The sequence below is a fragment of the Terrabacter sp. C0L_2 genome, assembly GCF_036352015.1.
GTDB lineage: Bacteria > Actinomycetota > Actinomycetes > Actinomycetales > Dermatophilaceae > Terrabacter > Terrabacter tumescens.
Genome location: NZ_CP143557.1, coordinates 2,811,932 through 2,834,068, shown reverse-complemented (window position 1 = coordinate 2,834,068; position 22,137 = coordinate 2,811,932). Strand labels below are relative to the sequence as shown.

The 22,137-nt window shown below is 71.9% G+C and carries 16 protein-coding genes; 3 read left to right on the top strand and 13 right to left on the bottom strand.

Annotated elements, in window-relative coordinates:
- Positions 1–210: 210 nt before the first annotated feature.
- The 12 genes from U5C87_RS12945 to mraZ all read right to left on the bottom strand — a co-directional run bounded on the left by U5C87_RS12945 (position 211) and on the right by mraZ (position 15,330).
- Positions 211–984, bottom strand: coding sequence for a cell division protein FtsQ/DivIB (locus U5C87_RS12945; protein ID WP_330476690.1), 774 nt, complete (start codon positions 982–984; stop codon positions 211–213).
- Complete coding sequence (gene murC / locus U5C87_RS12940; protein WP_330472975.1) at positions 984–2,459, bottom strand: UDP-N-acetylmuramate--L-alanine ligase; 1,476 nt, start codon at positions 2,457–2,459, stop codon at positions 984–986. The genes U5C87_RS12945 and murC overlap by 1 nt, the downstream gene beginning before the upstream one ends.
- Positions 2,456–3,577: an undecaprenyldiphospho-muramoylpentapeptide beta-N-acetylglucosaminyltransferase gene (gene murG / locus U5C87_RS12935; protein ID WP_330472974.1), complete on the bottom strand. Its 1,122-nt coding sequence runs from the start codon at positions 3,575–3,577 to the stop codon at positions 2,456–2,458. The genes murC and murG overlap by 4 nt, the downstream gene beginning before the upstream one ends.
- Positions 3,574–4,923, bottom strand: a complete 1,350-nt coding sequence (gene ftsW / locus U5C87_RS12930; RefSeq protein ID WP_330472973.1) for a putative lipid II flippase FtsW — start codon at positions 4,921–4,923, stop codon at positions 3,574–3,576. The genes murG and ftsW overlap by 4 nt, the downstream gene beginning before the upstream one ends.
- Positions 4,920–6,410 carry a UDP-N-acetylmuramoyl-L-alanine--D-glutamate ligase gene (murD, locus tag U5C87_RS12925; RefSeq protein WP_330472972.1) on the bottom strand — a complete coding sequence of 497 codons (1,491 nt, stop codon included), beginning with the start codon at positions 6,408–6,410 and terminating at the stop codon, positions 4,920–4,922. Before murD ends, ftsW begins: the two co-directional genes overlap by 4 nt.
- Positions 6,407–7,492: a phospho-N-acetylmuramoyl-pentapeptide-transferase gene (mraY, locus tag U5C87_RS12920; RefSeq protein WP_030200009.1), complete on the bottom strand. Its 1,086-nt coding sequence runs from the start codon at positions 7,490–7,492 to the stop codon at positions 6,407–6,409. The genes murD and mraY overlap by 4 nt, the downstream gene beginning before the upstream one ends.
- A complete protein-coding gene (locus U5C87_RS12915; protein ID WP_330472971.1) occupies positions 7,489–8,910 on the bottom strand; it encodes a UDP-N-acetylmuramoyl-tripeptide--D-alanyl-D-alanine ligase in 1,422 nt (473 codons plus the stop codon). The genes mraY and U5C87_RS12915 overlap by 4 nt, the downstream gene beginning before the upstream one ends.
- A complete protein-coding gene (locus U5C87_RS12910; RefSeq protein WP_330472970.1) occupies positions 8,907–10,595 on the bottom strand; it encodes a UDP-N-acetylmuramoyl-L-alanyl-D-glutamate--2,6-diaminopimelate ligase in 1,689 nt (562 codons plus the stop codon). Before U5C87_RS12910 ends, U5C87_RS12915 begins: the two co-directional genes overlap by 4 nt.
- 11 nt (positions 10,596–10,606) lie before the next feature.
- Entirely contained in the window at positions 10,607–12,832 is a 2,226-nt protein-coding gene (locus tag U5C87_RS12905) for a peptidoglycan D,D-transpeptidase FtsI family protein (RefSeq protein ID WP_330472969.1), read from the bottom strand.
- Between the two features lie 4 nt (positions 12,833–12,836).
- Positions 12,837–13,505 (bottom strand): hypothetical protein, encoded by a 669-nt coding sequence (locus U5C87_RS12900; RefSeq protein ID WP_330472968.1) that lies wholly within the window; start codon positions 13,503–13,505, stop codon positions 12,837–12,839.
- Positions 13,502–14,524, bottom strand: a complete 1,023-nt coding sequence (rsmH, locus tag U5C87_RS12895; RefSeq protein WP_330472967.1) for a 16S rRNA (cytosine(1402)-N(4))-methyltransferase RsmH — start codon at positions 14,522–14,524, stop codon at positions 13,502–13,504. Before rsmH ends, U5C87_RS12900 begins: the two co-directional genes overlap by 4 nt.
- 374 nt (positions 14,525–14,898) lie before the next feature.
- The gene (gene mraZ, locus U5C87_RS12890) at positions 14,899–15,330 is read right to left on the bottom strand and encodes a division/cell wall cluster transcriptional repressor MraZ (protein WP_330472966.1); all 432 of its coding nucleotides are present in this window, start codon (positions 15,328–15,330) and stop codon (positions 14,899–14,901) included.
- A 462-nt stretch (positions 15,331–15,792) separates the two neighbouring features.
- Between mraZ and U5C87_RS12885 the strand changes: the two genes are divergently transcribed.
- Genes U5C87_RS12885 through U5C87_RS12875 form a run of 3 tightly spaced genes read left to right on the top strand, consistent with a single transcriptional unit; the run spans position 15,793 to position 20,380 of the window.
- Complete coding sequence (locus U5C87_RS12885) at positions 15,793–16,815, top strand: AAA family ATPase (protein WP_030200024.1); 1,023 nt, start codon at positions 15,793–15,795, stop codon at positions 16,813–16,815.
- A 14-nt stretch (positions 16,816–16,829) separates the two neighbouring features.
- The gene (locus tag U5C87_RS12880; RefSeq protein WP_030200026.1) at positions 16,830–18,074 is read left to right on the top strand and encodes a DUF58 domain-containing protein; all 1,245 of its coding nucleotides are present in this window, start codon (positions 16,830–16,832) and stop codon (positions 18,072–18,074) included.
- Positions 18,071–20,380: a transglutaminase family protein gene (locus tag U5C87_RS12875; protein WP_330472965.1), complete on the top strand. Its 2,310-nt coding sequence runs from the start codon at positions 18,071–18,073 to the stop codon at positions 20,378–20,380. The genes U5C87_RS12880 and U5C87_RS12875 overlap by 4 nt, the downstream gene beginning before the upstream one ends.
- Positions 20,381–20,501: 121 nt before the next feature.
- Here the strand turns inward: U5C87_RS12875 and U5C87_RS12870 are convergent, their stop codons facing one another.
- Complete coding sequence (locus U5C87_RS12870; RefSeq protein WP_330476689.1) at positions 20,502–22,112, bottom strand: RNA polymerase sigma factor; 1,611 nt, start codon at positions 22,110–22,112, stop codon at positions 20,502–20,504.
- Positions 22,113–22,137 lie beyond the last annotated feature (25 nt).

Genomic DNA, 22,137 nt, shown 5'->3' with positions numbered 1-22,137 from the left:
ACGTAGACATAAAGGTTACAGTTTGGTCACGAACCAGTGCCCTGACGGTATGACGAGCCACGGGGTCGTTCAACCCACGCTGCGGCGTGTCGCTGCGGGGATTGCCCCAATTCCGGGAGCGGTGCCCCACGGGCCACAGCAGCACCAACAGGCACCAGCCTCCCACGCCCGCAACGACTCTCGGCGCCGGGGCACCCGAGACGGTACCGATCAGCGGGTCACCGGGGACGACGGGACGCTGACGTCGATCGTCGAGCCGGGCTGGGTCAGGAGGATCTGGACGAGCTCGGCCTTGCGGCTGCCGTTGTCGGCGCCACCCCACACGACCGTCTTGCGCTTCTCGCCCTTGGCCTTGACCGTGAAGGACACCTGGTCTGCGGTCGACACCGAGACGCCCGATACGTCGCCACGAAGCGACGGGGACAACGACCCCAGGGCCGCGAGGGCCGCGTCGACACCGGCCTTGGTGACCTGGGCCGCGCCGGAGCTGACGAGGGGCACGCCGTCGGGGGCGGTGCCGACGGTGCGGAAGGTGAAGCCCTCGCGGTCCACGACGTCGACCTCACCTCGAGGGTTGCGCACGGCGAGCACGGCGACGCGAGGGGTCACCGTGACGACGACGGTGTCGGGGAGGCTCCGGCTGACCGAGACGCTGCTCCAGGCCCGGCCGGCGACCAGCCGGGCGGTGACGGCGTCGGTGTCGACGCGCATGAGGGGGCCGCCGAGCGGCACCTGTGCGACGGCACGCACCTGGCCCGCCGCAGCGGGAGCGACTCCACGGACCTCGACCCGAGAGGCGGTCAGGACGGTGCTGAACCATCCGAGCCACGCCACGAGCCCGGCGACGAGCAGGAGGGCGACGAGGACGCCTGCGACGAGGCGCGGACGGCGGCGGGCTGCCGCTGCCCGACGCTCGAACCGGGTGCGCGACGAGGCGAGCCCGGTGCCGGCGACCCGGCGTCGGGTGCCGCCCCGTTCGAGCATCACGGCGTCCCTCCTCCGAGGGCCCGCAGCACCTCCGGGCCGATCATCGTCACGTCGCCGGCGCCGACGGTGAGCACCAGGTCACCGGGCCGCGCCAGCGCCGCAACCGTGGGAGCCACCTCGGACCAGGAGGGCACGTAGTGGACCTCGACCTCGGGCCGGGCAGCCGTGACCGCGTCGGCGACGAGCCGGCCGGACACCCCGGGCACGGGATCCTCGCGCGCGGCGTAGACGTCCATGACGAGCACCACGTCCGCGGGCGACAGACCCGCCCCGAGCTCGGCGGCAAAGTCACGTGTGCGGCTGTAGAGGTGCGGCTGGAAGACGACGACGAGACGGCCGCTGTCGCCGACGAGGTCCTTGGCCGTGCTGACGACCGCGGCGACCTTGCCGGCGTTGTGGGCGTAGTCGTCGACGACGACGACTCCCCCGGCCTCGCCCTTGGGCTCGAACCGGCGGCGGGTGCCGGTGAAGGACGCGAGCCCGGACAGGACCCGCTCGGGGGCCTGGCCGAGTCCGTGGACGGCTGCGACGTAGGCAGCCGCGGCGTTGAGGGCGTTGTGGCGGCCGGGCACGCCGAGCGTCATCCGGCGCTCGACCCCCTCGTCGCGCAGGGTCACCGACGAGGTGACGCCGTCCTGCCGGTGGTCGCCGAGCACGACGTCGGATGCCGGGTCGAAGCCGTAGGTGAACACCCGCGTGCCGGCAGCCCGGGCCCGGTCGGCCAGCGCCACGGCCCCCGCGTCGTCCGCGCAGGTGACGAGCAGCCCGCCGGGCCTGATCGTGTCGACGAAGGCGTCGTAGGCGGCCTGCACAACAGTGAAGTTCGAGTAGAAGTCCAGGTGGTCCGGCTGCACGTTGGTGACGATCGCGACCTCGGGCCGGTAGACGACGAAGGACCCGTCGCTCTCGTCGGCCTCGACGACGAAGATGTCGTCGGAGCCGTCGTGGGCGTTCGTGCCGTGCTTGGCCAGCTCGCCTCCGACGGCGAAGGACGGGTCGAGTCCGCAACCCTGGAGGGCCACCGTCAGCATCGAGGTCGTCGTCGTCTTGCCGTTGGCGCCGGCCACGGCGACGGGCCGTCGGCCGTGCATGAGCGCGGCGAGGCCCTGGGCCCGGTGCAGGACCGGGACCCCCCGCTCCCGGGCGGCGACGAGCTCGACGTTGTCGTCACGGATCGAGGAGCTCATGACGATCGCGTCGGCGCGCTCCTGGTGTCCCTCGTGGAACCCGACCCAGACACCGGCCCCCTCGCTCTCGAGGGCCTTGAGCACCGGCACGTCCTTGGCGTCGCTTCCGGTGACGCGGATCCCCCGGGCGAGCATGATGCGGGCGACACCCGACATCCCGGCGCCGCCGATGGCGAGGAAGTGCACGCGACCGAGGTCGGCGACGTCGGGCACCGGCGCCCTGAAGTGGAAGCGGGCGGCGGCGAACGGGTCGTCGACGGTCGGCTGGTGCGGGGTCTGGGTCACGAGCGGTTCCTGCCTTGTCCAGCGTCCTGAACAGCGCGGTCGACGAGGTCGGCGAGCGTCTCGTCGGCCGTGGGCTCGCCCAGCGTCCTGGCGGCCGCCGCCATCGCGGTCAGCCGGTCCCGGTCGGTCGCGAGCGGGAGCAGGACGGTGTCGATCCATTCCGGCGTGAACGCGGCGTCGTCGACGAGGACGCCCCCACCCGCGGCGACGACGTCGGACGCGTTGAGCACCTGCTCGCCGTTGCCCACCGGCAGCGGCACGTAGACCGCGGGCAGGCCCACCGCAGTCAGCTCGCAGACGGTGTTGGCGCCCGAGCGTGCGACGACCAGGTCGGCGACGGCATACGCGAGCTCCATCCGGTCCGCGTAGGGGACGACGACGTAGGGCGCGCCCGAGGAGGACTCCGGGACGAACTCCTTGCCGAGGCCCGTCACGTGGAGCACCTGCACCCCGCTCTCGGAGAGCCGGGCGACCCGGGTCCGGAAGGCGTCGTTGAGCCGCTGCGCGCCCAGCGAACCGCCGGTGACGAGCACCGTGGGCCACTGCGGCTCGAGCCCTAAGTGCTCGAGCGCCTCGGACCGGACGGCCGCCCGGTCGAGGGTGCTGACCTCGCGGCGCAGGGGCATGCCGACCCTCTGGGCGTGCGGCAGGGACGTGCTGGAGAACGTCGTGGCCACGGCGCTGGCCCAACGCGCGCCGAGGCGGTTGGCCAGGCCCGGGCGGGCGTTCTGCTCGTGCACGACGATCGGCACGCGGCGACGGCGTGCCGCGAGGTAGGCCGGGGTGCTGACGTAGCCGCCGAAGCCGACGACGACCTCGGCGCCGGTCTCGTCGATGGCGGCGCCTGCCGCGTCGACGGCGGCTTTGAGGCGACCTGGGAGCCGGAGCAGGTCAGCGCTCGGACGGCGGGGCAGCGGCACCTTCGGGACGAACCTCAGGTCGTAGCCGCGCGCCGGCACGAGGCGTGCCTCGAGGCCCTCCTGCGTGCCGAGCGCCGTCACCCGCACATCGGGGTGACGGCGGCGCAGGGCGTCGGCGAGGGCGAGGAGCGGCGACACGTGGCCGGCACTCCCTCCCCCGGCGAGCAGGACGGAGGTGGGCGAGGACAGCGGGATCACCGGCTTCTACGACGTTGCGGGACGGTACGGACGCGGGACGGTAGCACCGCGAGGGATCGGCGGACCAGGCTGGGACGGGCGTCGAGCAGGGCCTTGCAGCCCGGCTCGTGGCGCGCGAAGGACAGCAGGATGCCGAGGGCGACCAGGGTCGTCACGAGTGACGAGCCGCCGGCCGAGACGAGCGGGAGCGGGACGCCGATGACGGGGAAGAGACCGATGACCGCGCCGATGTTGATGATGGCCTGACCGAGCAGCCACGCCATGATGCCGAAGCCGGCTATGCGCACGAAGCGGTCCTGGGTGCGGCTCACGAGCCGGAAGCAGGCCCACGCGAGGATGCCGAAGAGCAGCAGGATCATCAGGGTGCCCGGGAGCCCGAGCTCCTCGCCGATGATGGCGAAGATGAAGTCGTTGTGCGCCTCGGAGAGCCACTCCCACTTCTCCTTGGACGCACCCAGCCCGACCCCCCACCAGCCGCCGTCGGCCAGCGCGTAGAGACCGTGCACTGACTGTCCGCACCACCCGTCGGGGTCGGCGTTGCAGGCGGGGCTGAGCCAGTTGGAGATGCGGCTGGTGCGGTTGCTGCTGCCCGTGACCATGAGCAGGACACCGACGGCCGCGAAGCCACCCGCGATGGCGAAGACGCGCTTGGGCGCGCCGGCCACGAGCAGGACCGCCGCGACGATGACGAGCACGACCATGGCCGTGCCGAGGTCGTGGCCGGCGAGGATGAGGCCGATGACGACGGTGGCGATGGGCACGAGGTAGGGCAGCACGACGTGGAGCATGCTCGTCATGCGCGAGGACTTGTTGGCGAAGATGACCGCCCCGACGAGCACGAGCCCGACCTTGGCGAACTCGGCCGGCTGGAACTGGACCGGGCCGATCGCGAGCCAGTTGCGGTTGCCGTTGACGCTCCGGCCGAACGGGATGACCGCGGCGAGCAGGACGACGGACACGAGCATCGTCGGGAAGGCGTAGCGCTTCCACGCCGCCACCGGGACGCGGCTGGCCACCGTGGCCGCGACGGCACCGATGACCGCGAAGAGCAGCTGGCGCAGGAAGACGGTGTACGAGGCCTCGTCGGCGAGCAGCTGCTCGACGCTCGAGGCCGAGAAGACCATGATCAGGCCGAAGACGACGAGCGTCGAGGTGGCGCCGAGGATGAGGTAGTAGGTCGTCAGCGGCGACTCGAGCTTGCCGATGACCGGCAGGGATCGCGGACCGCTCGTGTCAGCCGCCGCGCCGCCCTTGCCAGGCTTGGTGGCCGTCCTGGCGCGCGCCTTCGGGCTGGTCTTGACGCCGCCTTTGGCACCCGCCTTGTCGTCGGCCGTCGTCGTGCTCACTCCAGACCCCCGTGTGCCTCGAGGTGGCGCCGGACCGCCTCCTCGAAGGCGTCGCCGCGGGCCCCGTAGTTGGTGAACATGTCCATCGACGCCGCAGCAGGCGCGAGCAGCACGACGTCGCCCGGCTGGGCGAGGCGCGCGGCCTCCCTGACGACTCGGTCCATGACTCCAGTGTCGGTCTCGGACAGGTCGACGACCGGGACATCCGGCGCGTGTCGGGAAAGGGCCTGGGCGATCTGGTCACGGTCCGCGCCGATGAGGACGACACCGCGCAGCCGCGAGGCCATCTCCTCGACGAGGCTGTCGACGTCGGCGCCCTTGAGCAGGCCGCCGGCGATCCACACGACCGAGTCGAAGGACCGGATCGCCGCCGCTGCCGCGTGGGGATTGGTGGCCTTGGAGTCGTTGACGAACCGGACGCCCTTGACCGTCGCGATCTCGGCGATCCGGTGCCGGTCGGGACGGAAGGCGCGCAGACCGTCGCGCACCGCGATGGGCCCGACGCCGTAGGCGCGAGCCAGGGCCGCGGCGGCGAGGGCGTTGGCGATGTAGTGCGGCGCGATGGACGGGGCGTCGCCCTGGAGGTCGGCGATCGTGCAGAGCTCGGCGGCAGAGCGCTGACGCTGCTCGACGAAGGCCCGGTCGGCGAGGACGTCCTCGACGACCCCGACCATCGACGGGGCCGGGATGCCGGTCGTGAACCCGACGGCGCGGCAGCCCTCGACGACGTTGGCCTCCATGACGAGCTGCTCGGTCTGGATGTCCGCGACGTTGTAGATGCAGGCGAGATGGGTGTTCTCGTAGATCTTGCCCTTGGCCCGGAGGTACTCCGCGTAGCTGCCGTGCCAGTCGATGTGGTCCGGCGCGACGTTGAGGACCGCCGACGCGACGGCCGAGACCGAGCGCTGCCAGTGCAGCTGGAAGCTCGAGAGCTCGACCGCGAGCACGTCGTAGGGCTCCGGGTGGAGCACCGCCTCGAGCAGCGGGGTGCCGACGTTGCCGGCGGAGGTGGCGCGCAGCCCCGCGTGGCGCAGGATCGAGGCGAGCATGTTGACGGTCGTCGTCTTGCCGTTGGTGCCCGTGACGGTGAGCCACGGCGCGGCGCCCTCCTTGGCGCGCATGCGCCAGGCGAGCTCGACCTCGCCCCACACCGGGATGCCGGCCGTGGCCGCAGCGAGCATGAGGGGGTCGTGCGGCGGGACACCCGGGGAGGTGACGACGAGCTCGGTCCCGGGGGGCGGCGACACCATGTGCTCGGGGCCGAGCCGGACGTCGACGTCGAGGATCTCGAGGATCGTCGCGCGCTCCCGGATCGCCTCGGTCTCGTCGCGCGAGACCGCGACGACGTGCGCGCCGCGGTCGGCGAGGGCGTCGGCGGCCGCGAAGCCGGACACGCCGAGGCCGACGACGAGGACGTTGATCCCCGACCAGTCGGCGTCGCGGTGGGTCAGTCCCTCACGGGGCTCGTAGAGCGGGTCGTAGCTCACTGGGACCCCACCACCCACTCGGCGTAGAACACGCCGAGGCCGAAGGCGGCGAAGAGCCCGGCGATGATCCAGAAGCGGACCACGACCGTCACCTCGTTCCACCCGACCATCTCGAAGTGGTGGTGCAACGGTGCCATCCTCAGCACCCGTTTACCGGTGGTCTTGAACGAGGCGACCTGCGCGACCACGGAGAGCGTCTCGAGGACGAACATGCCACCTAGGATGACGAGCAGCAGCTCGGTGTGGGTCGTGATGGCGAGGCCGGCGAGGGCGCCACCGAGGGCGAGCGAGCCGGTGTCACCCATGAAGATCTTGGCGGGCGTCGCGTTCCACCAGAGGAAGCCGAAGCAGGCCCCCATGCCGGCCGCGGCGACGAGCGCGAGGTCGTGGGAGTCGCGCACCTCGTAGCACTTGATGCCCGGGTTGGTCTGGCAGTTCTGGTTGTAGGTCCAGATGCTGATGAGGACGTACGCGCCAAAGACCATCGTGGACACGCCGGTGGCGAGGCCGTCGAGACCGTCGGTGAGGTTCACGCCGTTGGACGCCCCCGCGATCATGACGTTGGCGAAGATGACGAAGAGGATCACCCCGACGACGGTGCTGCCGCCGAGCGCGAGGCTGATGTTGGTGTCGCGCACGAACGACACGAGCAGCGACGCGGGCGTGCGGTACTGCTCGTTGGGGAACTGGAGCGCGAGGCCAGCGAAGGTGACGCCGACGAGGGCCTGCCCGAGCAGCTTCTGCTTGGACCGGAGGCCGAGACTGCGCTGCTTGCTGATCTTGATGAAGTCGTCGAGGAAGCCGACGAACCCGAGCCCCGCCATGAGGAAGAGCACGAGCAGACCGCTCGCGGTCGGCGGGTTGAGGGTCAGCAGGTGGGCCAGGAAGTAGGCGCCGAGCGTCGCGGCGAGGATGACGGCGCCGCCCATCGTCGGCGTGCCGCGCTTCGTGTGGTGCGAGGTGGGGCCGTCGTCGCGGATGAACTGGCCGTAGCCGCGCTTGACGAGGAACTTGATGAACAGCGGCGTGCCGAACAACGAGATGAGCAGCGAGACCGACGCTGCGAGCAGGACGCCCTTCACGGCCTTGCCTCCTCTCGGGACGTCGGTGCGTCCGGTGTCGCCGCGACGTCCCCACCCTCGGCCGCGAGCCGTTCGCCGAGCCAGCGCAGTCCGCTGTCGCGGCTCGACTTGAGCAGGACGACGTCGCCTGCGCGCAGGCGGGGGGCGAGCAGGTCGTGGGCTGCGTCGGTGTCGGGCACCCACTCCGAGCCGGGGAACGCGTCGGCGAGCGGGCGGGCGCCCTCGCCGACGGCCACGACGTGGTCGAAACCGAGCGACGCGGCATACGACCCCACGCCCGCGTGCTCGGCGTCGCTGTCGGGACCGAGCTCGAGCATGCCGCCGAGGACCGCCCAGCGCTCCCCCGCGACGTGCATGGCGGCGACCGCGTCGAGCGCGGCGCGCATCGAGTGGGGGTTGGCGTTGTAGGCGTCGTTGACGACGACGACCCCGTCGGGGCGGTCGGTGATCTCCATGCGCCAGCGGCTCGCGGGCTCCGCGGCGACGAGGCCGGCGACGACCTGGTCGAGCGAGAGGCCGAGCTCGAGCGCCGCGGCAGCGACGGCGAGCGAGTTGCCGACGTGGTGGGCACCGCTCTGCTGCAAGGTGACCCGGGCGGTGCCCTGCGGGCAGACGATGGTGTATGCCGCCCTCCCGCGCTCGTCGAGGTGGACGTCCTCCGCGCGCACGTCCGCCTGCGGGGCGAGCCCCACGAGCTGGACGCGGGAGGCGAGACCGGCGGCCATGGCCGCGACGAGGTCGTCGTCGGCGTTGAGGATCGACAGGCCCTCGGCCGGCACGGCGCGGGGCAGCTCGGACTTGGCGCGGGCGATGTTCTCGCGCGAACCGAACTCGCCGATGTGGGCGGTGCCGACGTTGAGCACGATCGCGACCTGCGGAGGCGCGATGCGCGTCAGGTAGTCGATGTGGCCGATGCCGCGGGCACCCATCTCGGCGACGAGGAAGCGCGTGGTCGGGGTCACCCGGCAGACGGTGAGCGGCACGCCGATCTCGCCGTTGAGCGAGTTGACCGGTGCGACGGTCTCGGCGACGGACGACAGGACGGACGCGAGCAGGTCCTTGACGCTCGTCTTGCCGGACGAGCCGGTGACGCCGACGATGCGCAGCTCGGGCGCCCGGTCCACGACGCCGCGCGCGACGCGACCGAAGGCGGTCTGGACGTCGTCGACGACGACGCACGGCACGCCGTCGACCGGACGGGAGGTCAGCGCGGCCGCGGCGCCTGCCTCCACGGCGGACGCGACGAAGTCGTGACCGTCGGCGGTCTCGCCGACGCGTGCCACGTAGAGGCTGCCCGGTCCGCACTCGCGCGAGTCGGTGGTGACGGTGCCGTCGATGACGACGGCCTCGGGGCTCTGGGTGCCGTGCACCTCACCACCGGTGAGGTCACGGATCTCGCTGAGCGACAGGGAGATCACGACGTCACCCCCGACGAGGTGACGGCTGCGAGGGCGGCGCGCACGGCGTCGCGGTCGTCGAACGGGTGCTTCACTCCGTGGATCTCCTGACCCTTCTCGTGTCCCTTGCCGAGCACCACGACGGTGTCGACAGGGCGGTCCTCCCCCGCATCGACCACCGCGAGCGCGATGGCCTCGGCGATGGCGCTCGAACGCGGCCCACCGTCGATGATCTCGGTCGCCCCCAGTGCCCGGTCCGGGCCCTCGTCCTGGCCCTCGACTTGGCCCTCGACTTGGCTCCCGTCCTGGCTCGCGCCCTGTGCCGCGTCTCGGACCGCCTCGCGTGCCCCGGCGATCACCGCTGCCCGGATCTCACCCGGGTCCTCGGAGCGGGGGTTGTCGTCGGTGACGACGACGACGTCGGCCCGACGCGCGGCCGCCGCGCCCATGGCGGGGCGCTTGCCCCGGTCGCGGTCCCCGCCGGCGCCCAGGACGGCGATGAGCCGCCCCGGGGTCGAGCCGCGGAGCGCTGCGAGGGCGGCGTCCACTGCATCGGGGGTGTGCGCGAAGTCGACGACGCACCGCGGACCCTCCGGTCCACCCGGCGCGACGACCTCCATGCGTCCCGGCACGTCCGGGGCCACGGACATCGCAGCCTCGACCTCGGCCGGTGACAGACCGATCTGCAGCAGCCCGAGGGCGGCAAGGGCGGTGTTGGCGACGTTGAAGCCGCCGGGCAGGTGGGAGACGAGTCGCAGCACGCGACCGGTCGCCGGCTCGCGCAGCGAGAACGCACCCGGTGCGTCCCTCTCCTCGACCCGGTCGGCGACCCAGTCGCTCTCGCCGCCACCCTCGGGCTTCGTCCCCAGGGTGGTCGTCGGCACGGTGGCCTGGGCCGCAAGACGCCGACCCCAGGCGTCGTCGACGCACACGACCGCGGCGCGGGAGCGCTCCGGCGTGAAGAGGGACGCCTTGGCGACGAAGTAGTCCTCCATCGTGGGATGGAAGTCCAAGTGGTCCTGGGAGAGGTTGGTGAAGAGCGCCACGTCGTAGACGACGCCGTCGACCCGGCGCAGCTCGAGGGCGTGGCTCGAGACCTCCATGACGCAGGCGTCGAGGTCTCGCTCGCGCATGAGGCCGAGCAGCGCGTGCAGGTCGGTTGCCTCGGGGGTCGTGCGCACCGACTCGATGCGCTCGTCGCCGATCCGCGTCTCGACCGTGCCGATGAGGCCGGTGCGCTGCCCGTGGGCGCGCAGCGCCGACTCGACGAGGTAGGCCGTCGTCGTCTTGCCGTTGGTGCCCGTGATGCCGACCATCGTCAGCTCCTCGGACGGGTGCCCGTAGACCTCGGCGGCGATGGCGCCGAGGACCGCACGGGGGTCGTCGGCCACGATGACGGGCACGTCCGACGCCACGGTCGTCGACAGCTCGGCGAGGCCGGCCTCGTCCGTGAGGACGGTCACGGCGCCGGCGGCCACCGCGTCGCCGGCGAAGCGGGCGCCGTGCACGTTGAAGCCGGGCAGGGCGGCATACAGATCGCCGGGGAGGACGGCACGGCTGTCGAGCGTCACACCGGTGACGGCCACGTCGGCACCGTCGGCACCGTCGGGCCAGGCGTCGCGCAGGCGGGAGCCGGTCCCGATCCGGGCGGTCAGGTCGCGAAGGAGCACGCCCGAGCTGGCGGGTCGGAGAGGGGAAGGTGACACGTCATCCCAACTTACAGGCCATCCCGCTTGGCCCGCGCATTGCTGATGACCGCAGGGTCGTCGGACGACAGCGGCTTGTCGGCCCAGACGTGGTAGTCCAGGTTCGACTTCGGGCTGGGCGGAGCGGCGGTGCGCTCGAGGAGGTAGGACATCACCTGGTTGAAGACCGGCCCGGCGAGGGCGCCACCGAACATGCCGGCGCTCGGCTTCTGGATGAAGACGGCGACGACGTACTTGGGCGCCTCGGCCGGCGCGAAGCCGATGAAGGAGGCCGTGAAGCCGTTGTAGCGCTTGAGCTTGTCGTCGTAGCGGTCGGCGGTGCCCGTCTTGCCGGCGACGCGGTAGCCCTTGATGCGGGCCGCGCTCGCCGTGCCGTTCTCGCCCGTGACCTCCTCCATCATCCGCGACAGCTTGACCGCCGTGTCCTCGGTGACGACGCGCGAGGGCGTCGTCGCGGGCGACGGGATGAAGGTCCCGCTGTCGTTGACCGTGCCCTCGACGAGGGACGGCGGCACGCGTACGCCCTTGTTGGCGATGGCCTGGAAGACACCGGCCTGCTGGATGGCCGTCACGGCATAGCCCTGGCCGAAGAGGATGGTGTAGCGGCGGGTGGAGACCCAGTCCTTGGCGCCGGCGAGCAGGCCGGCCGACTCGCCGGGGAAGCCGACGGGCGTCTTGGACCCGATCCCGAACTTGCGGTAGTACGCCTCCATGATCGCCGGCGAGACGCGCTCGCCGATGAGGATCGTGCCCATGTTGGAGGACTTGGCGAGCACGCCGGTCGCCGTCATGTTCTCGACGCCGTGCGGCTCGTTGTCCTTGAACGAGGTGCCGGCCCGCGGCAGTCGCGGCGGGACGATGACGCCGGTGTCGGGGGTGATGACGCCCTGCTCGAGCGCAGCGGCCATGGTCATGAGCTTGCCGGTGGAACCGGGCTCGAACGCGTCGTTGAAGGCGTAGTTGCCCAGGGCTGCCGACTTGGCGTCCGCGAGGTCGTTGGGGTCGAACGTCGGGTAGCTCGCGGCGGCCCGGACCTTGCCGGTGGCGACCTCCAGCACGACGGCGGTGCCGGACTCGGCGCCGACCGCGGTGACCTGCTTGGCGAGGGCGTTCTGGGCGTACCACTGCAGGTCGGCGTCGATCGTCAGCTTGACGTCGCGCCCGTTGACGACGGGGGTGTCGACGCGCTGGGAGCCGGGGATGATGTAGCCGTCGCGAGCCCGCTCGGCGACGCTGCGACCGGGGGTGCCCCGCAGCGCGGTGTCGAGCATCTGCTCGATGCCGCCGGCGCCGCTCTGGTCGTCGGGGCGGACGAAGCCGACGAGCTGGCCGAGGGCCATGGAGGTCGGGTAGATGCGCTGCGCCGTGCGCTCACCGGTGATGCCGGGGATGCCGAGGGCCCGGATCTCGCGGTAGATCGCCGGGTTGACCTCCTTCTTGATGACGACGTAGCGCGTGCCCGAGCGGGTGAAGAGCTTGGTCAGGGCGGTCGGCGTCATCTGGAGCAGCGGCGCGAGGTCCGCGGCGGCGCGGGTGACGCCGACCTTGGTGCGCACGCCGTCGATCCGGACGACGTACTCGGGGATGATCTTCGGGTCCGCGGCGATGGTGAAGCGCTCGACGGAGTCGGCGAGGACCTGGCCGTTGGTGTCGAGGATCTGGCCGCGCATGGCCGGCGTGATGGTCTGGACCGAGCGCTTGAACAGCGCCGCCTCCTGAGTCGCCGACGCGTCGAACGCCTGGATGCGCAGCAGCTGTCCGGCGAAGATCGTGAAGACGAAGAGGATCGCGACGAAGATGACCCGCGCACGGCGGCGCGGGTTCGCACGCGAGATCCGCAGCTGGCGGCGTGGTCGACGAGGGCCCCGAGGTCCACCCGGACCCGACGCGGTCCCGCGCTTCGGCGCCGGCCCGCGGCCCCGCGCAGCGGGCGCGGACCTGGCAGGTGCCGGCCGACCGGCCCCGGGCGCTCCGCTCCGGGTCGGCGCAGCACCCCGGCCGGCCGACGTCGCTCGCGCCGAGGTGCCCGCCTTGGGGTTGGTGGGACGACCGGCAGCGCCCTGACGGGCCTGGCCGGGCTGGGTGGCGCGGCCCTGGGTCGTGCGCCCCTGGCCGGTGCGTGCCTGGGTCGTGCGTGCCTGGGTCGTGCGCCCCTGGGCAGACCGTGGCTGGGTCGCTCGTGCAGGCGCAGCGCCCCGACCGGTCCTTCGTGGATCGGTCCCTCGGGTCTGCGTCACGGGATCACCTCACCGTCGTCTGCTGGGCCTGCCCGCTCGGGTCCGACGTGGCACCGCCCGTGGGTCGGCCCGTCGCCGCACCCGGCGTCGTGCCCAGTGTGGGTGCTGCGGTGGCCTGCGCCCCGGCACCCGGCGTCGTCGGCGTGGCGGCCGACCCGTTCGCCGCGGCGGACGCCGCCGACGCGTTGGCTCCGACCTTGCTGGCGGAGGACAGGATCTTCTTCACCGAGGCGGTGACAGCGGGCGGCGTCGGGCTCGTGACGATCGGGAAGGCGTTGTTCTTCGTCGCCGCCTCGGGCTCGCCCGTGACGGTGCCCTTCGCCAGGTCGACGTAGCCGCGGGTGTTCATCCGCACCATCCCGAGCTCGGCGGCGCTGCGCGCGAGCGCGCCGGTCGCGGACGCCCGGTCGATCTCCTCCTGGAGGTTGCCCGCGGTGTCGCTGAGGCGGGCGGACTCGCGCTGCAGGTCACCGAGGGCGAGCGAGCCCTGGGCCAGGGCGGTGTTGAGCAGCAGCAGGGCGATGAGGCCCGCGATGAGCAGCGCGATGCACGTCGAGGCGAAGGCGCCGTTGCCCGTGCGCGTGATGCTGCTCGGGATGACCCGGAGCGGAGTCGGGGCTGGCCCGCGCCGCGGCGCGCGGAGCGGCCGGGCCGTGGCGGTCATCTGGCTCATCGGGTGGTTCCCTTCCTGGTCCTGCTGTCCGTGCTGCTGGCTGAGGTGCTCGTGGAGGTGTCGCGGATGCGTTCCGCGACCCGGAGTCGGGCCGACGCGGCCCGGGGGTTGGTGGTGACCTCCTCGTCCGACGGCGCCTCGGCGCCGCGCGTGACGAGGGAGAGGTACGCCGCGTGCTCGGGGAGCTCGACGGGCAGACCCGGCGGGGTGCTGGAGGTGGCACCCGCGGCGAACGCGCGCTTCGTCGCGCGGTCCTCGAGCGAGTGGTAGGACAGCACCGCGATCCGGCCGCCGACGGCGAGGACGTCGATCGCCTCGTCGATGGCACGGCGCCAGACCTCGAGCTCGTCGTTGACCTCGATGCGCAGGGCCTGGAAGGTCCGCTTGGCCGGGTGCCCGCTCTGCCGCTGCGAGGCCGCCGGGATGACGCGCCGCAGCATCTCGACGAGGCGGCCCGAGGAGGAGTAGGGCTCGATCTCACGGTCGTGGACGACCGCCTTGGCGATCTTGCGGGCGAAGCGCTCCTCGCCGTAGTCGCGCAGGATGCGGGTGAGGTCCTCGACCGAGTAGGTGTTGAGGACGTCCGCCGCGGTGATCCCGCTCGACTGGTCCATGCGCATGTCGAGCGGTGCGTCGACGCGGTAGGCGAAGCCGCGGTCGGTCTCGTCGAGCTGGAGCGAGCTGACGCCGAGGTCGAAGAGGATGCCGTCGACGGTAGGCACGTCGAGGTCGGCGACGACCTGCTTGATGTCGTCGTAGACGGCGTGCACCGGCCGGAACCGGTCGCCGAAGCGTGCGAGGCGCCCCCCCGCGAGCGCCAGGGCCTCACGGTCGCGGTCGATGCCGACGACGGTGCACTCCGGGAAGCGCTCGAGCACGCCCTCGGCGTGGCCGCCCATGCCGAGCGTGCCGTCGACGTGCAGGGCGCCGGGACGCTCCAGGGCGGGCGCGAGCAGGTCGAGGATCCGGTCGCGCATGACGGGGACGTGGCGTCCCTGCGCCGGTCCTCGATCGCTCATGGTGCGTCCCTCTCACGGTGGTGCTGCGGATGCCCGGTCGGTCGTGCGCCTGTGGTGCACGGGGGCTGTGTGGCTGGTGTGGCTGGTGTGACCAAGACGCGGGTAGAGCCGTGCTCTCGGTGCGGGGTGGGGGTGGCCGGTCGGCCGGTGCTGGCGACGATCAGGTGGAGGGTGCTGATCGCTGCCGGGTGTGAGGTGGTCGTGCTGCTCGTGTCCACCTGGGGGCTGGTCCCCATCCGCTACCTCGCCCGGGACGGGGGAAGTCGTCCCGGGAGCGGAGCGGCTGGAGGCCGGCACTCAGGTGCAGTCAATCGGTCTCGGTCGGTGTCGGTCGGGGTGCGGTGGGTGGCTGGTCGGGGGCGGCGGTCCGGGGCTCAGAAGAGCCCGGGGATCACCTCCTCCGCCGTGTCGGCGAAGCTCTGCTCGGTCTGCTCGAGGTAGGCGTTCCAGACCGCGCTGTCCCAGACCTCGAGGCGGGAGCCGGCACCGATGACCGTGACCTCGCGGTCGAGGCCGGCGTACTGGCGCAGGTTGGCCGGGATGGTGAAGCGCCCCTGCTTGTCCGGGATCTCGTCGGAGGCACCGGAGAGGAAGACGCGCATGTAGTCGCGAGCGACCTTGCTCGTCGTCGGGGCCTGGCGCATCTGGTCGGCGACCCGGACGAACTCGTCCATCGGGTAGATGAACAGGCTGCGCTCCTGGCCCCGGGTGACGACGAGGCCACCGGCCATCCGCTCGCGGTACTTCGCGGGCAGGAACAGTCGGCCCTTCTCGTCGAGCCGGGGTGTGTGCGTCCCGAGAAACATGGACCGCCACCTCCCCTTTGTCGACCCTCAGGCGCACCCATTCACTACCTTGATGCTCCACGATACTCCACTCTCCTCCACCGTCAACGATCTTTTACCCAATTTGCTCCGGCGAGTTGCACGTTTGCGCAGGTCAGATGTGGTGGAGCGAAGTGGAGTACTTCGAGCCCGCGCAGGACGCAGGCGACGCAGCCCCACCGCCCGCTCCCCCGTCGCACGCGCACGAACCACACGGCATACGCCCGGGAACGAACCGAACGGCTCCCCCGGACGTTGCAGGTGGAGGAAAGTGGAGGCAGGGTGCTCGGCCCTGTTGCCCCAGTCCCTGCAGGTCTCCATCCGGTCACGACCGGGTCGGCCCTACCGGTGACGTGGGTCCATGGGAGAAGATCACCTGACGGGTGGCCAGCCCGCCACGAACGGCTCTGCGCCACGACATGGGGACGACAAGCGGAGGACAGTGTGACGACGACGGACACGGGGCTCGAGACCACGGCATCGGCCGGCTCGCCCGCGGGCGCCAGCGGTGACGGGGCCGACCTCGGCCTGATCCACGACGTGGCCGACCGCCTCATCGGTGCGATGACGAGCGTCATCGAGGGCAAGGCCGACGTCGTCCGCACCACCGTGACCGTGCTCTTCGCCGGTGGGCACCTGCTCATCGAGGACGTTCCCGGCGTCGGCAAGACGATGCTCGCCAAGACGCTGGCCCGTTCGATCGACGCCACGGTGCGCCGCATCCAGTTCACGCCGGACCTGCTGCCGAGCGACGTGACGGGCGTCAGCATCTTCAACCAGGACGCGCGCCGCTTCGAGTTCCGGCCGGGCGCCATCTTCGCCAACGTCGTCGTCGGCGACGAGATCAACCGCGCCTCCCCCAAGACCCAGTCGGCGCTGCTCGAGTCGATGGAGGAGCGCCAGGTCACCGTCGACGGCACGACCTACACGCTGCAGGCCCCCTTCATCGTCATGGCCACCCAGAACCCCATCGAGATGGAGGGCACCTACCCCCTCCCCGAGGCCCAGCGCGACCGGTTCATGGCCCGCATCTCGATGGGCTACCCCTCCCCCCGCGCGGAGCTCGACCTGCTCGAGACCCACGGCTCGACCTCGCCGCTCGACGCGCTGACCCCGGTGACCGACGCCGAGACGATCAACCGCGTCGTGCAGTCCGTCAGCCACGTCCACGCGAGCCCGGCGGTGCGCCAGTACATCGTCGACCTCGTCACCCGCTCTCGGTCCACGACGGCGCTGCGGCTCGGCGCGTCCCCCCGCGCGGCCCTGCACCTGCTGCGTGCCTCGCGGGCGTACGCCGCGCTCGAGGGGCGCGACCACGTGATCCCCGACGACGTCCAGGTCCTGGCCGGTCCCGTGCTCGCGCACCGGCTCATGCCCTCGAGCGAGACCCAGCTCGCGCGCCGCACGACCGCCGAGGTGGTCACCGACCTGCTCCGCCAGGTGCCGGTGCCGCCCACAGCCCGCTGAGCGGGGACGCGTACATGCGCTCGCTGTGGAGCGTGCTGACGACGAGGGGCCGGGCCTTCATGGGCTCCGGCGCCGTCCTCGTGCTCGCCGGCGTCATCTTCGGCTTCCGTGACCTCACGCGCTTCGGGGTGCTGCTCGTCGCACTGCCCATCATCTCGGCGGTGCTCGTGCGCACGCGCAAGACGCGCATGCGCATCGAGCGGCACACCCACCCGGAACGGATCAGCGTCGGCCAGGACGCCCACGTCACCCTCTCCTTCGAGAACGTCTCGAGCGCCACGACCCCGATCTTCCTCGCGGAGGAGCGCCTCGACTACGTCCTCGGTGACCGGCCGCGCTTCGTCGTCGGCCGTATCCCGTCCGGACGGGTGCGCGCCATCGACTATGCCGTCCGCTCCCACCTGCGCGGACGCCACCACCTCGGCCCCCTCGGCGTGCAGGTGCAGGACCCCTTCGGCCTCGCCAACCGCAACGCGGTGCTCGAGGGGACGGCGGACCTCATCGTGCTCCCGGCCGTGCACCCGCTCTCGTCCAACCGTCAGCCGAGCGCCGGGGTCGGCTCGGAGGGCGAGCAGGCCCAGCTCATCTCCCTGCACGGCGAGGACGACGTCACCATCCGCGAGTACCGCGACGGCGACGACCTGCGTCGCATCCACTGGCCGGCGACGGCCCGCACGGGTGACCTCATGGTGCGCCAGGAGGACCGACCGGCCCAGCGTCGCGCCGTCGTCATCATCGACCCGCGCCCCTCCGCCCACGGTGGCACTGGAGCGAGCAGCTCGTTCGAGTGGGCGGTGACGGCCGCGGCCTCCGTGGCGGTCCACCTGTGCGACTCGGGGTATGCCGTCCACCTCGTCTGCGCCGAGACGGTCGAGACGTCGCGGGCCGCCGAGACGATGACGCCCGACGAGATCCTCGACGTGCTGGCCGTGGCCACGACGCGGGACGACACCGGTGAGGACGAGATCCTCCGCGCCGGGCAGGCCCTCGCCTCTGCGGGCGGCTTCCTCGTGGCCATCGTCGGCCCGTCCGGCAGGGACGTCACCTCGCGCGTGGCGAGCCTGCGCCAGCCCGGCACCACCGGGCTCGCGCTCGTCCTCGACGCGCGCAGCTTCGGCACCACCGACGCCGAGGAGGCCGAGCCGCACGTCGACGCGCTGCGACTCGCCGGGTGGCGGGCCGTCGCCGTCCAGCGCGACGAGGACGTCGCGCACGCCTGGGCCGTGCTGACGGCCGCGACCGTGGGAGGCAGCCGATGACCCGTCGTCGCTGGAGGATCACCGTGCTCGCCGCACTCGCGACGCTCGGCGCGGTCTACCCCATCACCAGCCTCTTCGTCGAGACGACGTGGCTGCCCCAGGCGGTCTTCGTCATCGCCCTCGTGGCCGGGCTCGGCCTCGTCGGCCGGGGGCTGACCCGCTCACGGGTGCTCGTCGTGCTCGCGCAGGTGCTCGTCACCGCCTACGTCATCCTCGCCCGTTGGACCGGCGAGACGTTCGTGCTGCTCGTGCCCACGCCTGCGACCCTCGAGGCTGCCAACTCCCTCGCGCTGCAGGCCCTCGACACGATCAACCGCTACTCCGCGCCCGCACCGCTCAACGACGGCGTCACCTTCTGCCTCGTCGTCGCCGTCGCCCTCGTCGCGATCGCGGTCGACGCGATGGCGGCGACGTGGCGCAGTCCCGCGGCCGCAGGGCTCCCGCTGCTCACGGCCTACCTCATCACGGCCGCCAACGGCGAGGCCGCGCTGGCCCTGCGCTTCTTCCTCGTCCCCGTCGGCCTGTGGCTCGTCATGCTGCACACGACGGCGCGCGCGCAGTTCGGCCGCTGGGGCACGGCCAGCGCCGCGGAGCACAGCGAGATCGACGAGGCCGCCCACGACCGGGACGCCCTGCGCTCCTTCACTGCCGGCGCGCTCAAGCTCGGCGCTGCCGGGGTCGTCATCGCGCTGCTCGTGCCGGCGGTCGTGCCGCACTTCCCGCCCCGCTACCTCACCGAGGGCCTCGGGCGCACCGGCGACGGTGGCGGCGAGGGCTCCGTCGGCTTCAACGACACCCTCGACCTGTCCCGCAGCCTCAACAACCAGGACCAGTCACCCGTCCTGACCTACACGACGACCGCGTTCACGCGGGCCCCGCTGCGCGTGCTCGCCACGTCGTACTACTCCCGCGGCGAGTGGAGCGTCGTCGGCGCGACCGGTGCGCGCCCCGAGAGCCCGACACCCCTGCCGCCGCAGGACAAGCGACGCGACTACGTCATCACCGTCTCGGACAACACCCTCGCGGCACCGCGGATCGCCGCCCCCTACCCCGTCGTGGCCGTGGCCATGGAGGGCACGCCGTGGACCATCGACCCGGTCACCCGCGACGTGCGGGTGGGCCGTGCGGTCAGCAGCTACCGCGTCACCTACGCCGACCTCGCCCCCACGCCTCCCCAGCTGCGCGAGGCGGGCCCGCCGGACTCCCCCGACATCACCGAGGACGACCTCAACGTCCCCGAGCGCTCGCGCGACCTCGTGCAGCGCTGGTCCGATGAGGTGACCCGCGGCAAGGACAACGCGCTCGACAAGGCCATCGCGATCCAGAACCACCTGCGCGACACGAGCCGCTACACCTACTCGCTCGACCTCGGCGAGCAGCTCCGCGACAGCGAGGGCCGGCCGCTCGAGCCGATCCAGAGCTTCTACCAGACCCGGCGCGGCTACTGCGTGCAGTTCGCGACGGCGATGATCATGATGGCCCGGGCCCAGGGCATCCCCGCGCGCATGGCCATCGGCTTCCTGCCGGGCCAGCTCTCCGACGAGCACTACGTCGTGCGGGCCAGCGACGCCCACGCGTGGCCCGAGCTGTACTTCCAGGGCTACGGCTGGCTGCGTTTCGAGCCGACACCGGGCGCCCGCGCCGGCACCCCGCCGCCGTATGCCGTGGTCGGTTCGGACTCCGGAGCCACGGGCGGCGGCCGCGAGGTCAGCGAGTCGGCCTCGCGCAGCGCCTCGAGCGCAGTGCCCACCACGAGCACCCAGGCCACGGCTGCGCCGGTCCAGCAGCAGCGGGGCCTGCTCGACACCATCGGCGCCGCGTTCACCGTGCGCAACCTCCTGCTCCTCGTCGCCGTGCTCGTCGGGCTGCTCGCAGCCTTCGCCATGCCCATCACGGCCTGGCTGCTCCGACTGCGACGGCGACGAGCCGCCGTCACCCAGCAACAGCTCATCGAGGCCGAGTGGGACGACCTCACCTCGCACCTCGGCGACCTCGGCATCGAGGCCCCCGAGGGAGTCACGCTGCGACAGCTGCGCGAGCGCTACGTCACCGACGGACACCTCGACGAGGAGAACGCCACGGCGATGCGACGCGTCACGGCGACGCTTGAGAAGTCCCGCTACGACCGGCCCGAGCGCACGACGCCGCAGGAAGCGGTCCGGCTGCACGACGACATCCGCTCGATCCGGCGCCAGGTGGGCCGCACCCGGGCGTGGCAGGCCAGGGCCAGGTCGTTCTTCTGGCCGGCGGTCGGCGTGTCGTTCTGGCGGTCCCTGCCCGAACGCCTGCTGGCCCGGCGCCGCTGACCGCGGCACACGGCATACGTCAAACGGCGGACGACGGCGGTGTGCCGCAGACGCGAAGGAGCCCACGACGGTCTGTCGTGGGCTCCTTCGTCGTGTCCGGGCTTGTCCGGTGCGGCCGACCTCAGTCGAGGTAGTCGCGCAGGACCTGGCTCCGGCTCGGGTGACGCAGCTTGCTCATCGTCTTGGACTCGATCTGGCGGATGCGCTCACGCGTCACGCCGTAGACCTTGCCGATCTCGTCGAGCGTCTTCGGCTGACCGTCGGTCAGGCCGAAACGCATCGACACGACGCCCGCCTCGCGCTCCGAGAGTGTGTCGAGGACCGAGTGCAGCTGCTCCTGCAGGAGCGTGAAGCTCACGGCGTCGGCCGGGACGACGGCCTCGGAGTCCTCGATGAGGTCACCGAACTCACTGTCGCCGTCCTCGCCGAGCGGGGTGTGCAGCGAGATCGGCTCACGGCCGTACTTCTGGACCTCGACGACCTTCTCGGGCGTCATGTCGAGCTCCTTGGCGAGCTCCTCCGGGGTGGGCTCGCGGCCCAGGTCCTGAAGCATCTGGCGCTGCACGCGGGCGAGCTTGTTGATGACCTCGACCATGTGCACCGGGATGCGGATGGTGCGCGCCTGGTCGGCCATGGCGCGGGTGATGGCCTGACGGATCCACCACGTCGCGTAGGTCGAGAACTTGTAGCCCTTGGTGTAGTCGAACTTCTCGACCGCACGGATGAGGCCGAGGTTGCCCTCCTGGATGAGGTCGAGGAAGAGCATGCCGCGACCGGTGTAGCGCTTGGCCAGCGAGACGACGAGTCGCAGGTTGGCCTCGAGCAGGTGGTTCTTGGCCTTCTTGCCGTCCTGGGCGATCCACCACAGCTCGCGCTTGAGCTTCATGTCGATCTTGTCGCCGGAGTTGAGCTTCTCCTCGGCGAACAGGCCGGCCTCGATGCGCTTGGCGAGCTCGACCTCCTGCTCGGCGTTGAGGAGGGCGACCTTGCCGATCTGCTTGAGGTAGTCCTTGACCGGGTCGGCCGTGGCACCCGCGGTGACGACCTGCTGGGCCGGGGCGTCGTCCTCGTCGTCGTCACGGATGACGAAGCCGGACTCCTCGGTCTCCTCGGTCTTGGCGGCAGCGGCCGGGGCGGCGCCGTCCTCGGCGTCCTCGTCGGCGTCGTCGACACCCTCGACGGGCTCGACGACGACGTCCTCGAGCTCACCGACGGGGGCGTCGTCGGGCTCGGCCTCGTCGCCCTCGTCGCCGCCGGTGGCGACGCCGTCGGCGGAGGTCGTGGCCTTCTTGGCCGCGGTCTTGCGGGCAGCCGTCTTCTTCGCGGCCACCGGCTTGGCCGCTGCCTTGGCGACGCCCGCGTTGGTCGCAGCCTTCTTGGCGGTGCGCGGCGCGGCGGTCGTGGCGGCCTCGTCCTCCGTGGTCGCGGCCGTCTTGGTCGTCGCCTTCTTGGCGGCGGTCTTGGTCGTCGCGGTCGTGGTGCGCGTCGCGGACTTCGTCGCGGCGGCGGTGCTCGTGCGTGCGGTGGCCACATTGCCTCCCTTGATCCCTGTTCGGGTCTTCTTCGTCGTGGTGACGTGCGGAGCGTCGACGACGATCTCGATGTCGTGGGCCTCGAGGGTCACGAGGACCGGCTTCATCTGCTTCAGGTCGAGTCCGGCGTCGACCTGGGCGCGAGCGATCTCCGTTCCCGTGATGGTGCCACTACTGCTGCCCTTGACCAGGAGCTGCATGATCGCCTCGTGCTGGAACACCTTC

Excerpts from the sequence above, each read along its gene's own strand:
- rsmH (WP_330472967.1), bottom strand. The coding sequence starts at position 14,524 with ATGAGCGATCGAGGACCGGCGCAGGGACGCCACGTCCCCGTCATGCGC.
- mraZ (WP_330472966.1), bottom strand. The coding sequence starts at position 15,330 with ATGTTTCTCGGGACGCACACACCCCGGCTCGACGAGAAGGGCCGACTG.
- U5C87_RS12945 (WP_330476690.1), bottom strand. The coding sequence starts at position 984 with ATGCTCGAACGGGGCGGCACCCGACGCCGGGTCGCCGGCACCGGGCTC.
- U5C87_RS12870 (WP_330476689.1), bottom strand. The coding sequence starts at position 22,112 with ATGCAGCTCCTGGTCAAGGGCAGCAGTAGTGGCACCATCACGGGAACG.
- U5C87_RS12880 (WP_030200026.1), top strand. The coding sequence starts at position 16,830 with ATGCGCTCGCTGTGGAGCGTGCTGACGACGAGGGGCCGGGCCTTCATG.
- U5C87_RS12875 (WP_330472965.1), top strand. The coding sequence starts at position 18,071 with ATGACCCGTCGTCGCTGGAGGATCACCGTGCTCGCCGCACTCGCGACG.
- U5C87_RS12900 (WP_330472968.1), bottom strand. The coding sequence starts at position 13,505 with ATGAGCCAGATGACCGCCACGGCCCGGCCGCTCCGCGCGCCGCGGCGC.